Below are 14,272 nucleotides of genomic sequence, written 5' to 3'. Positions count from 1 at the left end.
GCCGATGGTAGTGTGGGGTTTCCCCATGTGAGAGTAGGTCATCGTCAAGATTAAATTCCGAAACCCCTATCTGCGTATGCAGGTAGGGGTTTTGTTTTTGTCTGCAGAAAAGCGAAATTACTGCCCCAGTCGTTCCAGCGTGTGCTCTAACGGTTCCAGTGACACGCAGATAAAACCATCAAGTGGTCGATTGAGTTCCTCCACCAGCAAGATTGTCGCTGCCGTCGACAGGGCGCACACCAACAACACGACGACAATGGTGCCATTGCGTGGTGCGAACAGGCCGAACGAGCCGAAGATAGTCGCCAACCACGTCACCAGAATCACCAGCATCACCGGTGGAATCGATTGATTGGATTGCAGCAGAGTCAGCCAGCGGTCGGCAAACACGGTCTCGATGTCTTGCAATGCCGTGGCTTTGAGCGCGCGCTGATCGTCGTTGGTGGGAGACAGTGATTCCACCTGGCGTTGCAGACTTTCGGAGCGACGGATCACTTCGGGGCTATCGAGTTTTGCAATCTGACTGCGATCGCGAGAAGCGAGAGTTTTTGTGACTTCGGCGTAGTTATGCTTGAGCTGAGTGCGGATGTCCTGGGTGTTGGCGTCGTAGCGGGCCAGCACGCGATCGAATTGAACCACTTTCGCCGCTGCCCCCTCCAGTTCGGCATTGGCCGTATCGAATGTGCTTTTAGCAGAGGAAACGAGCAGGCCGAGGACCAGCGCCGACATTGTTGCGATGAGGCCGGTGGCCAGCTTCACCACCGCCACGGAGTCGTCACTCAGATGATGGCTCGGTAACCGTTCCCTCACGTACGAACCCAGTAGTGCGCTGCCGAACAGGCAGGCGAAGACGATGAGGGCGATCACCACATCATTCAAGTTCAACCTCCGTTGACAGTGTCTGCGGGGTGTGGGGGGAACCTATACTTGATCACGATGCCATTGAGTTCGCCCCCTCTCGATGGCCCTCACATCGCGAGTCCACAGCTCCGCTTCTATCCATGCGGCTAGTTGACGGTAGCAGACAGGCCGGGAGTTGCCAGAACGCCCAACCTTTTCAGGTTGGGCTTTTTTGTGCCTTCAATACTGTCGTTCGACAAAAGCCGTTTACTGGTCCTTTTCGCAATTGACCATCCACGACACACCAAAACGGTCGACCAGCATGCCGAAGCGTGCGGCCCAGAACGTGGCCTCCAGTGGCATTTGCACGGTGCCGTCCTCCGCCAGCGCCTTAAAGACCCGTTCGGCCTCGGCAATGCTGTCGACGTTGAGTGAAATCGAGCAGGCACTCATTTTATCGACGGGGCGATCCGGCGTGGTGTCCGACCCCATGATCGCCTGATCGCCAACGATCAGGCGGGTATGAATGATCAGGTTGTGCAGATTCTTGGGGACATGCTCACCGGCAGGCGTTTCGCCGAAAGTCATCATGGCTTCGATCTGGCCTTGCAGGCATTGCGCATAGAACGTGAAGGCAGCTTTGCAGTTGCCGTTGAAGATAAGGTAGGGATTGATTTTCATGGTCGGCTCCAGGTGCTCAAGTGCACACATCGGTTTGGACGCCGGGTTTGTCGGCGAATTCCGATTGTGTCGAGCCGACAAGCAAAGCGCTAAATCGTCGCCGAAGCCTGGGTTTCTTTAGATGTTTTTTCTATAGGACGCGCAAGGCTTATCGCCTCTGGCGCACGCCGCGGCGCAAGCACACGTTCGATGGCACCGCTCACCATGCTTTCCAGCAGCTCCTCACGTTCCTGCTCGTCCAGCACATGGGGCGTCAGCCAGCTGGGGGCACTGTTGAGCAGCGCGCCAATGGCATGCCCGGCGGCCAGCAGGCCTTGCTCGCTGAAACGGGACTTCGCGCCCAGCATCTTCAGCAGCGTGCGTTCGTATTGCTCGCGCAGTTGCCGGACCCGAGCCTGTTGCTCCTCGTTCAGGCAACCGCTGTCGCGCTCCACCAGACGAAAATGCCAGGGCATCTCCCGATGCAGATTCAGGTGCGCGCGGATCAGGCTGTTGAGTTTGTCGCGTTTGGCCGGGGCTTTTTGCTGGATGCGTCCCAGGGTGGCCAGCAGTTCCTCGTAGAACTCTTCGATCAGGTCGAGCAGCAGATGCTGTTTGCTGGGGTAATGGTGGTACAGCGAGCCTGGAGAGAGCCCCAGGCACGTTGCGAGCTCACGCATGCCGACCTGACCGAATCCCTTGCAGGCAAACAGCTCCAGGACCTTGTCCCGGTACTCGGCAAAGCGCGAGCAACGCTCAGGCATAGGCATGGAAGCCGCGCCCCGTTTTGCGCCCCAGGTAACCGGCAGCGACCATTTCCTTGAGCAGTGGCGCCGGGCGATATTTGCTGTCGTTGAAACCGTCATAGAACGCTTCAAGGATCGACAACAGGGTATCCAGACCGATCAGGTCCGCCAGGGCCAATGGGCCGATAGGCTGATTGCAGCCCAGGCGCATGCCGGCGTCGATGTCTTCGGCGCTGGCCAGGCCTTCCTGGAACACCAGAATCGCTTCGTTGATCATCGGTACCAGAATCCGGTTGACCACAAAGCCTGGACGGTTACCGGCGGTGATCGCGGTTTTGCCGAGGGTGGTCGCCATGTCCAGCGCCAGTTTGTGGGTCGCGTCACTGGTTTGCAGGCCGCGAATGACTTCGATCAGGCCCATCACCGGAACCGGGTTGAAGAAATGCAGGCCAATGAAGCGCTCAGGTTGGCTGACACTGGCGGCGAGCTGGGTGATCGACAGCGACGAGGTATTAGAGGCAATGACGCATTCGCTGCTGACCTGCGCGGCGATCTGTTGCAGCACACGCAGTTTCAGGTCGAGATTTTCAGTGGCCGCTTCGATGACCAGTTGCGCGTTATGCAGGCTGCTGTAATCGGTGCTGGTGCGGATTTTGTCGAGGGTGGCCTGTTTCTGCTCCGGCGTCAGGGTTTCCTTGGCGATCTGCCGGTCAAGGTTTTTACCGACTGTTGCGACGGCTTTTTGCAAAGCGCTTTCGGAAATGTCGAGCAAGGTCACGTTGAAACCGGCCAAGGCGCAGACTTGCGCGATGCCGTTGCCCATGGTGCCCGCACCGATTACCCCGATGTTTTGCAGATTCATGTTTCCATCCTTCGATCAAACCCTGCGATACCTTGGCCGCGACTGCGGTCGAAGGCGTACTATTGCCGCGAGTCTAGAGCCGGCAGGGCGGTTGTCCTATGCCAAAACTGTTCAACGGCACTGATGTTTTTTGCCATTCGGGTGATGAGAGAGAAGCGTACCAATGCGGGAAAAGGACTCGGTTGCCGCCTATTTCGTGCAGGCAATGATCCATGGGCTGAGGGATGATCCGCAGCGCGTGACGGCAGTGCTCGAACAGGCGGGCATTGATCCTGCGGTCATGCAACAACCCACGGCGCGGGTGCCGGCCAATGCGTTTGCGGCGTTGTGGCTGATCCAGATTCGCGAGCTCGACGATGAGTTTTTCGGGCTCGATTCCCATGGCATGCCACCGGGCAGTTTTGCCCTGATTTGCCGGGCCTTGATTCAGGAACCCGATCTGCACAAGGCCATGCGTCAGTGCCTGGCCAACTTCGGGTTGTTCCTGCGCGATTTTCGCGGCTCGCTGGCCGTGCGTGGCAAGCGCGCGGTCATCAGCCTGGAAACCTGTTCGACGGACAACGATGCCAGCCGGTTTGGTGAAGAAACGTTTCTGGTATTGATGATCAGTCTGCTGTGCTGGCTGGGAGGCCGGCGCATTCCCATTGACCGCGCTGACTTCCGTCATGCGCGCCTGTCGCTTGGCGACGACCGCCTGCTCTGGGGGCCCAACCTGACATTTGGTGCCGAGCGCACCGAAATCGAATTTGCCAGCCACTACCTGCGTCTGCCGGTAGTTCAGGATCTGGCGTCGTTGAAAGTGTTTTTGCGTACTGCGCCGCAATGGCTGGTGATTCGCTTCCGTAACCAGCATGGCCTGGCATCACAGGTTCATCAGCGCTTGCGCGGCAGTCATTACAGTGAGTGGCCGACGTTGCAGGCCTTTGCCCTGGAGCAGCACCTGAGCCCCAGCACTTTCCGCCGCAAACTGGAACGCGAAGGTTGCTCCTACCAGGAGATCAAGGACGAAGTACGGCGGGGAGTGGCCTTTGAGCAATTGCGTCAGAGCGACGCGAGCATCAGCGATATCGCCGAGCAACTGGGTTTCCAGGAGCCCAGCGCCTTCCATCGGGCGTTCAAGAAGTGGACCGGGGAAAGTCCGGGGCGCTATCGGGCCCGTTACCAGGGGGAACAGATCGCCACCCTTCAGGAGCCCTGCGATCCCTGAACCACCGCCGGCCCGGCCAACTGACGGGGTCCTGCCTTGAGCAAGCGATCAAGTGCCTGGCGATACTGGTTTCCACCCAGGCTCATGCTGTTGTTGTGTGTACCGCCGGGTACCAGTAACAGGTGCTTGGGTTCCTGGGCGGCATTGAATAATTGCTGGCTGAATCGTGAAGGCATGAACGGGTCGGACAGGCCGTGGACCACCAACAGCGGCATGTCGATATCGACGATCTTGTCGATGGAGTCGAACTTCTGCGACAACAGCCAGCGCACTGGCAGCCAGTTCACGGGAAGGTTGTTGTCGGCCACTTCCGTGACCGCATCGCCCAACGACGTGAAGGAAGACTCGATAACCAGACCGCGCACTGGTACCGCGACATGCTGCTTTTTCGCCTGTTCAGCCAGGTCTGCCGCGAGGTTGATGGCCACTGCACCGCCCAGCGAATGCCCGTAGATCAGACGCTTGTTGGCGTCCGGTTGCATCGCGGTAAAGCGTTCCCAGGCAACGTGTGCATCTTCATAAACACTGGCTTCCGAGGGCAAATCCCCTTTGCTCTGACCGAAGCCGCGGTAGTCGATGGCTAGCACTGAATAGCCCATGGCCCGTAATTGCTCGATGCGAAACGCCTGGCCCGTGAGGTTCCAGCGCACCCCATGGAGGTAGAGGATTGACGGCGCATCGCGGCGGGCGGCTGGCCACCACCAGGCATGCAGGGTTTGCCCGGCCTTGTAGCTGGCAGGCTTGATATCGAACTCCTGAACATCTTGCGGCAGGCCGCGATACCAGCCCGCCGTGCCTGGTTCGATGCGGAACAGTAACTCGCGCTCTTTATATTTGAGCGCCCCACAACTTACCGGCAAGCCGACTACCAGCACAGCCATGCACAGCCACGACAGCCAGCGTCGGCGCAAGTGAGCGAGGAGGGGAGCAGACATTGATCGGCCCAACAGAATGTGAAGCACGGGTTTTAACAGATGAGGTCGTGCATCAGGAGATTTTTCCGACCATCGTTGAGGTGCAACGGTTACAAAATGCTGCCTCCCGATGCTGGTGTGATATCAGTCCACACGCAGGACTATCTTGCCGATGTGATCGCCCGCTTCCATCCGGGCGTGGGCTTGTACCGCGTCAGTGAGCGGGTAAACCTGGTCGATCATCGGCAGGCAGCGTCCGGCGGTCAGCACCGGCCATACGTGTTCGTGCAGTTGTCGGGCGATGGCGGCTTTTTCTTCCTGAGTCCGCGAGCGCAGCAGGGAGCCGGTGACGACGGCGCGTTTGGCCATGATCGCCAGCAAATCGACATCCTTGGCGTGAGCACCACCGAGGAAGCCGAGCATCACCAGGCGACCTTCCAGGGCCAGGGCGGCAACGTTATTGTTCAGATACGAGCCGCCCATGATATCGAGAATCACGTTGACGCCTTGGCCCGCGGTTTTTTCCGCGATGACCTGCACAAAGTCCTGGTCGCGATAGTTGATCGCCTCGGCACCCAATTCGCGGATTGCGGCGCATTTTTCGTCACTGCCGGCGGTGGCGAATGTTTCGATACCGAATTCGCGGCAAAGCATCAATGCGGTGGTGCCGATGCCACTGGTTCCGCCATGGATCAAGGCGCGCTGACCCTGGCGGGCGCCGCCAAGGCCGAACAGGTTGGCCCAGACCGTGAAGTAGGTTTCCGGGATGGCCGCGGCCTGCAGCCAGTCCATGCCTTCAGGGATCGGCAGGGCCTGACTGGCCGGGACCACGCAATATTGCGCGTACCCGCCACCATTGGTCAGCGCGCAGACCTTGTCGCCCAGAGCGAATTCGCTGACGCCCGCGCCAATCGCCACCACTTCACCGGCCACTTCCAGCCCCGGAATCAGGCTCATGCCGGGTTTCATCGGGTACTTGCCGGCCCGTTGAATCACGTCGGGGCGATTGACTCCGGCGGCGTGCACGCGGATCAGTATTTCGCCGGCATTTGCAGTGGGCACAGGCACCTGGCGCGGTTGCAGGACTTCAGGGCCACCGGGCTCGGTGATTTCGATCAGGGTCATGGTTTGGTGGAGTGTCATTTCATATACCTGTGGTGTGCGAAAGATTCTTGCGCCGGGGTGAGGGGAGCTGGTGAACGGTGCACGAGCGTTGTCCTGAGGTTACTCAGGCCTTCAGCATATCGAGATTCTACGAAGCAATAATGCAGCGATTTCGCGCTATTGTGATGCACAAATGCATCATCAGGAGAGCGCTATGAATTGGGATGACGCCCGGGTGTTTCTCGCGGTTTGCCGCGAAACCACGTTACGCGGTGCGGCGCGGGTGTTGGGGGTCGACCAGGCCACGGTCGGCCGGCGCATCACGGCGCTGGAAAAGTCATTGAGTGCGACGTTGTTCCTGCGCACCTCCGAGGGTTATGCGCTGACGGCGGTCGGCGAAGCGGCACTTAAAGCCGTGGAGAAAATGGAGCATTCGGCGCTGGAGCTGGAACGCCAGATACAGGGTCTGGACGATCGCTTGACCGGCACCGTTCGGGTCAGTACCACCGATTCCCTGGCGATTGATTTCCTGATCCCGGCGATCGCCCGCCTGCATCAGCAACACCCGGATGTTCGAGTGCAACTGGACGCCACCACACAGATTCTCAGCCTGGCAAAACGGGAAGCGGACATTGCCGTGCGTAACACCCGACCGGACAACCCGGACCTGATCGCCCGCCGCATCGCCCGCTGGCCGGTGGGGTTGTTTGCCTCGCGAGCCTATGTCGATGCCCACGGTGTGCCGGAGCCTGGCTCGGCGTTCGCCGGGCATGATCTGGTGGTGTATCAACCGTACTTGCAGGGCAACAAAGACCTGACGCTGATCTCGGAACCGGTGGCGCGCGGGCGGATAGTCGCGAGCCTCAGTTCCAGCCTGCTGGTGCGTCGGTCGATTGCGGCGGGGATCGGGATCGGGGAGATTCCGGTGTACATCGGGGAGAAGGAGGGGCTGGTCAGGTTGTGGCCGGAACGCACACGACCATTGCCCTATGACATCTGGCTGGTAACCCACGCGGACCTGCGGCATACCGCCAGGGTCCGGGCGGTGATCGACGAGATTGTCGCGGGGTTTGCGGGGACCGGCGAGTAAAGCCCGGGCGCTCGTGGGCCCTGTGGGAGCGGGCTTGCTCGCGAATGCGGATAGATATTCAACATCTATATTGGCTGACACTCCGCATTCGCGAGCAAGCCCGCTCCCACAGAGGGGCGTTATGGCATTTCCGGCAGTTCCTGTGGGCGCAGGTCGAAGACCAATACTTCGGCATCCACGCCGTTGCTCAAGGTCAGCGCCTGTTCTTCGCGGACCCGCACGCCGTCGCCTTCCTGCAACAACACTCCGTTGAGTTCAACGCTGCCCCGGGCCACGTGCACATAGGCGTAGCGGTTGGCGGCGAGTTCCAGGGTGGCGCTTTCCTTGCCGTCGATCAGGCCGGCATACACCCGTGCATCCTGGCGCACCTTCAGCGAACCCTTGGCGCCGTCCGGCGAGATGATCAGTTGCAGGCGCCCGCGTTTCTTCTGGGGGCTGAAGTGCTCTTGCTGATAGCGCGGTTTGGCGCCGCTGACATCGGGCACGATCCAGATTTGCAGAAAGTGCACGGGCCGGGTGCTGGAGTGGTTGAACTCACTGTGGGCCACGCCGCTGCCTGCGCTCATCAGTTGCACGTCGCCGGGGCGGATCACCGAACCGGTGCCCAGGGTGTCCTTGTGTTCCAGGGCCCCTTCAAGCACGTAGGAGAAAATCTCCATGTCGCGGTGCGGGTGCTGGCCAAAGCCTTTACCGGCGGCGACGCGGTCGTCGTTGATCACCAACAGGTCGGAAAAACCCTGCTCTTTCGGGTTGCGATAACTGGCGAAGGAAAAGGTATGGAATGACTTCAACCAGCCATGATTGGCCAGGCCACGATCCGAGGCTTTGCGAAGAGTCAGCATGATGAAATCTCCTGTGTGGACGTGAATTCGTCCGACTGAGGAGAAGGTTAATGTTTACTCGTCGGTGCAATAAGTAGATTAAAATTGAAATACTGTCTCTGCCAGATTGACAATCTTCGGGCGCGAATCAGTTATTCTTTTCCGACGTCTGGCCTGCGGCTGGCCATAATGCACAACACGACTTTTGTGGGAGCGGGCTTGCTCGCGAAGGCGTTGTGTCAGGTTACATGACGGTGAATGACACACCACTTTCGCGAGCAAGCCCGCTCCCACAAGGACTGGTGTGCCGACCCTATTGATCCCAGTGAATTCCAATCCATGAAAACCGTGGCAATGGTGCTGTTTCCCAACTTTCTCCTGCTCGACATGGCCGGGCCCATGGAAGTATTTTCCATCGCCAATCGTTATCTGAAACCCGACGATCACTATGTGCTGTCGACCATCGGTACCGAGCCCGGCGCGCTGCGGGCGTCCAATGGCGTGAGCGTGCACCCCGACCGGCACATCGATCAGGCCTGCGAAGGTTTCGATTTACTGCTGGTGCCCGGTGGCCCCGGAGCCTACAACGAAACGCATCCGCCGTTGCTCGGCTGGCTCAGGCACAACGTCAGCCGGTCCGCCGCTTATGGCTCGATCTGCACCGGGGCATTCGTGCTGGGGCATGCGGGTTTGCTCGATGGCTATCGCGTCACCACCCACTGGCACTACACCGAACGGTTGATCAAGGGTTTTCCGAAAGCGACCGTCGAGACCGATCAGATCTTTGTCCAGGACCGCAACCTGATCACCTCCGGCGGCGTGACTGCCGGGATCGATCTGGCACTGTCGGTGGTGGCACAGGACCATGGCAAAAAAGTCGCCCAGGACGTGGCCAAGGTGTTGCTGGTGGTCATGAAGCGCCAGGGCGGGCAAGCGCAGTTCAGCCCGCTGATGGCGGCGGTGGCGCCTCAGGAAACCGCGATTACCCGTGTGCAGAACCATGTGCTCGAACACCTCGACGAAACCTACACCATCGAGTACATGGCGAACCTGGCCAACATGAGCCCGCGGCATTTTGCCAGGGTGTTCGCCCGGGACGTGAACATGACGCCGATGGAGTTTCTGCAAAGTGCACGCATCGATTGCGCCAGGAACCTGCTGGAAACCACCGAGTTGCCGCTCAAGACGGTGGCGTTCAAAAGTGGCTTCGGCAGCGTGCGGCACATGCGTTTTCTGTTCAGTGAAAAGCTTGGCCTGACCCCGACTCAATACCGCGAGCAGTTCAGCTAGCGCGTGTGTCCGTTCTGCGCACCGCAATGGCCGTGACGCTCCCCCCGTGGCAGTTGTACCGTCACCGAGGCCTGCCAAGATACCAGTGAACTCATTGCAAGGAAGGTGCGGAGCCTGGGATGGACTCGCGTACCGAGCCAGGCTTCCAGCGGGTGACAGCGCATGAACAGCCTCAGAGATGTAAACAGCGAAGCGGTGCTGCGATTTGGTCCCTATGCCTTCCACCTCAGTCAGCGACTGGTGCTGGAGGGCGATCGACCGCTGCGCCTGGGCGGCCGCGCCCTTGATGTGTTGCAGGTATTGGTCGAGCACGCGGGCTCGGTGGTCAGCAAGGAGGAGTTGATTGCGCAGGTCTGGCCGCGCTCGGTGGTCGAAGAGATCAACCTGCGGGTGCACATCGCCGCCCTGCGTCGTGCCTTGGGCGACGGGCAGAACGGCCAGTGCTACATCGTCAATATTCCCCAGCGCGGCTACAGTTTTGTCGCCCCGGTGCGGCATTCGCCGGAGCCCGTATCGTTCCCGAGCGAGACCGTACAAAAACCCCTGCACAACTTGCCGGCGCGGCTCACGCCGATCACCGGGCGCGATGCTGTTGTCGGCAGCCTGGTGCGGCAGTTACCGGTGCGGCGATTCATGACCCTGGTCGGGCCTTGCGGGATCGGCAAGACCACCGTGGCGCTGCGCGTGGCCGAACTGTTGTTGCAGCACTATCGGCACGGCGTGTGGCTGGTGGACCTGGCGGCGATCGATGACCCGGCGCAAGTGACCGATCACCTCACACGAACCCTCGAACTGAAGGTCGGCACCACACTGCAAGCGCTGGCGCAGCGGCATGCCTTGTTGGTACTGGACAATTGCGAGCACTTGCTCGAACGCTGCCAGACGTTGGTCGAGACACTGCTGCATTCGATGCCGCGGCTGTCGATCCTCGCCACCAGCCGCGAGCCGCTCAAGGCGGCGGGCGAAACCGTATTGCGCCTGCCACCGCTGGCGGTGCCGCCGGCATCAGGGCTGCGCAGTGTCGCCGAAGTCATGGGCTATTCGGCGGTGCAATTGTTCGTCAGCTGTGCCCGAGCCCGTCAGCAAGGGTTCACCCTGCGCGAGCAAGACCTCAAGACCGTACGCGAAATCTGCCGACGCCTCGACGGCCTGCCGTTGGCGATTGAACTGGCCGCGGCGCAAATCGATGCATTGGCGCTGGTAGGGTTGCAGGCGCAACTCGATAACTGTTTTCAGCTGCTGACCCAGGGCCGCCGCACAGCCGTTCCCCGGCATCAGACGCTCAAAGCTGCGCTGGACTGGAGCTACGAACGCTTGACTGCCGTGGAGCAAACCGTGTTGCAGCGTCTGGCCGTGTTCAAAATGGCCTTTACCCGGGACGCAGCGATTGGCGTGGTCAGCTGCGACAGGCTGCCGGCCGCCGATCTGGTCAAGGTGATGGAAAGCCTGGCGCTCAAGTCGCTACTGTCCCTGGAGCAGGGCGGCGCCGTGACCCGTTACCGCTTCCTCAACACCACCCGCACCTACGCGCTGGAAAAACTCGAACTCAGCGGTGATTTGCGCGCCCTTGAAATGCGTTATGCCAGCTACATCAGTCAGACACGCTGGGCTTCAGGCCGGCAGGTGGCATTGCAACTCACCGAGTAAGCGGCGGACCGTCATCAGGTCAGCCGTGGCAAAACCTTCGGTGAAGCGCTGGTAGATTGGTGCCAACAGTCCATGTGCCTGTTGGTGGCGGCCCTGACGCTGCCACAGTTGCGCCAGCGAGGTGGCGCTGCGCAATTCCCAGGCCAGCGCACCCTGAATCCTGGCCACGCTGAGTGCCTTGAGCAGCACGGCTTCTGCCGTTGCGGTTTTGACCGGACAATCCGTTGCCAGCAGCGTCTGGGCCCTGGCGCGCAGAATCTCCGCCGTGCTCCAGCCTGACGCTCCGTTTTCTGCGCGTTCGAGCAAGGCGTCATCGACGCAGGTCGAGTCCAGCGTGACCATGATGTCTTTGATCAACCCGACACTTCGCTGCCTGGCAGGCGGGACCTGGCTGCCGCCGATCACCTGCGCGTAGTGTTGCGCCCAGTTATAGAACAGTTGAACCGAGTGTTTCTGCGCCTGTTCCAGCAGCAGCCGCAGGAGTTCGCGGGCGCTGAGGGTGTCGCCGTTGTAGTAAGCGATCAGGCAGCCGGAGAGCGCCAGGGTGTAGCAGATTGATGTGCCGTGGTTGATCTGCAACGCGATGTCCAGCGCCTGCCGGGCTGTGCGCCAGGCTTGTTCCGGTTGGCCCTGCAACCAGAGGATGCGCGCCTGAATGGTCAGTGCCGCGACACTCTGGTCGTACTGCACGCCAAAGCCGTGAGTGAAACGGTTGAGGTAACCGCTGTGGGCCATGCGTTGCAGCACTTGCTCGGCATCTTCCCGAGCCTGTACCTGGTCGCCGGAAAAATGCAGGGCCAGCACCCGCAATCGGTGCATGCTCAGGGACATCAGGGCGTCGTCATGCAGCCCCAGTTGATCGAACTGCCGACTCTGTTCCAGGGCCATTTGATAATGACCGCAGCTGAGGTTGACTGCCAGGTGCCCGGAAATCGCCCGCAATTGACCGGCTACATCGTTGCACTGTCGGGCCAGGGCTCTAGCGCTGACAAAGGCTCCAACGGTTTCGGCGGTACCGCCCTGCACGTGATAACAGGCGCTGCCCAGGGCCAGCTTGAGGGCCATCTTCAAACGCGGGCAAGGCTCCGGTGACTGGTCGAGCAAGGCCAGCGCCTTGCGCACATAACCGCCGTGTTCCTTGAGCAGTGACAGCTCCTGCCACAAGGGGGTGGACGTCGCGGCCAGGCGGATCGCCAGTGCCTGTGGCCCTTGCGCGTACAAACCCCAGTCGAGGGCCGCGCGGATGTCCTCCAGGACCCGGCCATAGCGCTCGAGCCACAGGCTGGTTGGAGTCTTCTCCCAGTCGTCCTGCGCTTGTTGCATCAGGGCCAGGCAGCGCTCGGCATGGCGCTCCCGGGTGCCCGGCAGGTCAGTGGTTTGTGTGAGTTTTTCCAGGGCGTAACGGCGGGTGGTGTCGAGCAGGCGGTAGTAAACATCCTCGTCGCCCACCTCGACGTTTAACAAGGACTTGGCGACCAGTTGGGTGATCGAGCCGAATACTTCGCGAGGTTCGATGTGTTCGCCGACAATCACTGCCGCTGCCGACTCCAGGGTGAAGCCGCCGCGAAATACACTCAGTCGGCGCAGGCAGGTCTTTTCGCAGGCATTGAGCAGTTCGAAGCTCCAGTCCAGTGTCGCGCGCAGGGTCTGATGGCGTGCCAGGGGCGCCTGGCCGGGCTGAGTCAGCACCCGGAAGTTGCTTTGCAACTGCGCCAGCAAGCTGTGCAACCCGAAGTGGCCCACTTGCGCCGCTGCCAGTTCGATGGCCAGCGGGATGCCATCCAGCCGGTGGCAGATCTCTATCAGCAGCGGTAGTTCGCCCTCCGTCAGTTCAAAGCTTTCGTGGCTGGCCATGGCCCGTTCGACGAACAGTTGCAGGGCGGAAAAGGTCATGGCCTGGGCGCGGTCGAGGACGGCGATGGGCGGCGGGCAGTCGAGTGATTCCAGGCGCTGGACGAATTCCCCTTCGGCCCGCAGGCTCTCGCGGCTGGTGGCGAGAATGTGCACGTGCGGCGCACTGCGCAGAATGTTTTCGCAGAGCTGGGCAATGGCGTCGATCAGGTGTTCGCAGTTGTCGATGACCAGCAGCATTTGCCTGTCGCGCAGGAAGGTTGCGAGGCAGTCCATTGGTTCGTCGTCGTGCAGGACCAGTTCGAGCAACGTCGCCAGGTGGCCGTTGATCATCAGCGGGCAGTTGATCGGGGCCAGGTCCAGCAGGCGAATGCCGTCCGGGTAGCGACCGATCATTTGTTCGGCGACCCGCAAGGCCACGGTGGTTTTGCCGATGCCTCCGGGACCGACGAGCGTGATGAAGCGCTGGCGTGGCAGTTGCATCATCAGATTGTCGATCAGCGTTTGCCGGCCGATCATGCGCGTGTGGCGCACCGGCAGGTTATGCCGGCTCGGCGCGGCAGCCGCCGGTGCCGGCGGTTGCCCGGCCTGTTCCACTGAGTACGGTGCGACGAAGCTGTACCCACGCTGGGCCACTGTGATGATGTAGCGCTGACCCGCCTGACCGTCGCCGAGCGCCTTGCGCAACGCCGCCATGTGCACCCGCAGGTTAATCTCTTCGACCACGCTGTTGGGCCAAACCCGGGCGATCAATTGTTGCTTGCTGACCACGTTGCCGGCGTGTTCCAGCAGGATCAACAGGATATCCATGGCGCGCCGACCCAGGCGCAAGGGATGGTCGGCCTCCATCACCAGGCGTTGTCCGGGGTAGACCCGGTAGGGGCCGAAGTGCACAGCCTGTTCGGGGGAAAGGGTCAACGAGTCGCTCCTGCTGAATCCGTCTGGTACACGGTTTTCGAGCATATTCCTCAGGTTTTTTACGTAGCGCAATGCGCCGCCCGGGTGACTGTTGGGTGCAGGCATTCACTGTAGCGTATCGCCCAGCGGCTGTCGGTCCCGTGAACATTGGGCGCGACAGATGGACAGGGCTTGCCGGGGCTTTTTGCGCGCCATGGAAAATTAACAACGTTTAACTCGTCCTGCATCCGGTCTGCGCTCAAAACTCTATCCCTGTAGGAGCGGGGGGGGGGGGGGGGGGGGGGGGGGGGGGGGGGGGGGGGGGGGGGGGGGGGGGGTACGT

Annotated in this window: 12 protein-coding genes; 4 read left to right on the top strand and 8 right to left on the bottom strand. The window is 60.9% G+C overall.

Features of this window, described 5'->3' with window-relative positions; genetic code table 11:
• Window positions 1-117: 117 nt before the first annotated feature.
• The 4 genes from AC07XF_RS27580 to AC07XF_RS27565 all read right to left on the bottom strand — a co-directional run bounded on the left by AC07XF_RS27580 (window position 118) and on the right by AC07XF_RS27565 (window position 3,108).
• Window positions 118-870: a bestrophin-like domain gene (locus AC07XF_RS27580; RefSeq protein WP_495029029.1), complete on the bottom strand. Its 753-nt coding sequence runs from the start codon at window positions 868-870 to the stop codon at window positions 118-120.
• 237 nt (window positions 871-1,107) lie between these two features.
• Window positions 1,108-1,521, bottom strand: a complete 414-nt coding sequence (locus tag AC07XF_RS27575) for a VOC family protein (RefSeq protein WP_495029028.1) — start codon at window positions 1,519-1,521, stop codon at window positions 1,108-1,110.
• Window positions 1,522-1,610: 89 nt separating this feature from the next.
• Window positions 1,611-2,270, bottom strand: coding sequence for a TetR/AcrR family transcriptional regulator (locus tag AC07XF_RS27570; RefSeq protein ID WP_495029027.1), 660 nt, complete (start codon window positions 2,268-2,270; stop codon window positions 1,611-1,613).
• Window positions 2,257-3,108, bottom strand: a complete 852-nt coding sequence (locus AC07XF_RS27565) for a 3-hydroxybutyryl-CoA dehydrogenase (protein WP_495029026.1) — start codon at window positions 3,106-3,108, stop codon at window positions 2,257-2,259. Before AC07XF_RS27565 ends, AC07XF_RS27570 begins: the two co-directional genes overlap by 14 nt.
• A 163-nt stretch (window positions 3,109-3,271) precedes the next feature.
• On the opposite strand from AC07XF_RS27565, the gene AC07XF_RS27560 reads away from it, so the two are divergent.
• Window positions 3,272-4,315, top strand: coding sequence for an AraC family transcriptional regulator (locus AC07XF_RS27560; RefSeq protein WP_495029025.1), 1,044 nt, complete (start codon window positions 3,272-3,274; stop codon window positions 4,313-4,315).
• Here AC07XF_RS27560 and AC07XF_RS27555 read toward each other — a convergent pair.
• Complete coding sequence (locus AC07XF_RS27555) at window positions 4,294-5,250, bottom strand: alpha/beta hydrolase (protein ID WP_495029024.1); 957 nt, start codon at window positions 5,248-5,250, stop codon at window positions 4,294-4,296. The genes AC07XF_RS27560 and AC07XF_RS27555 overlap by 22 nt on opposite strands.
• A 123-nt stretch (window positions 5,251-5,373) precedes the next feature.
• Window positions 5,374-6,372: an NAD(P)H-quinone oxidoreductase gene (locus AC07XF_RS27550; RefSeq protein WP_495029023.1), complete on the bottom strand. Its 999-nt coding sequence runs from the start codon at window positions 6,370-6,372 to the stop codon at window positions 5,374-5,376.
• A gap of 175 nt (window positions 6,373-6,547) precedes the next feature.
• Between AC07XF_RS27550 and AC07XF_RS27545 the strand changes: the two genes are divergently transcribed.
• On the top strand, window positions 6,548-7,423 hold the full coding sequence (locus AC07XF_RS27545; protein WP_495029022.1) for a LysR family transcriptional regulator: 876 nt from the start codon (window positions 6,548-6,550) through the stop codon (window positions 7,421-7,423).
• 119 nt (window positions 7,424-7,542) lie between these two features.
• On the opposite strand, the gene AC07XF_RS27540 is transcribed toward AC07XF_RS27545, so the two are convergent.
• Window positions 7,543-8,265: a pirin family protein gene (locus AC07XF_RS27540; protein ID WP_495029021.1), complete on the bottom strand. Its 723-nt coding sequence runs from the start codon at window positions 8,263-8,265 to the stop codon at window positions 7,543-7,545.
• Between the two features lie 318 nt (window positions 8,266-8,583).
• Between AC07XF_RS27540 and AC07XF_RS27535 the strand changes: the two genes are divergently transcribed.
• Window positions 8,584-9,534, top strand: a complete 951-nt coding sequence (locus tag AC07XF_RS27535) for a GlxA family transcriptional regulator (RefSeq protein WP_495029020.1) — start codon at window positions 8,584-8,586, stop codon at window positions 9,532-9,534.
• A gap of 162 nt (window positions 9,535-9,696) precedes the next feature.
• Window positions 9,697-11,181 (top strand): ATP-binding protein, encoded by a 1,485-nt coding sequence (locus tag AC07XF_RS27530; protein ID WP_495029019.1) that lies wholly within the window; start codon window positions 9,697-9,699, stop codon window positions 11,179-11,181.
• Here the strand turns inward: AC07XF_RS27530 and AC07XF_RS27525 are convergent.
• The gene (locus tag AC07XF_RS27525; protein ID WP_495029018.1) at window positions 11,146-13,950 is read right to left on the bottom strand and encodes an ATP-binding protein; all 2,805 of its coding nucleotides are present in this window, start codon (window positions 13,948-13,950) and stop codon (window positions 11,146-11,148) included. The genes AC07XF_RS27530 and AC07XF_RS27525 overlap by 36 nt on opposite strands.
• Between the last annotated feature and the right edge of the window lie 322 nt (window positions 13,951-14,272).

The organism is Pseudomonas sp. GW821-FHT01C01 (assembly GCF_059422645.1).
This window is presented reverse-complemented; position numbering and strand designations above follow the sequence as displayed.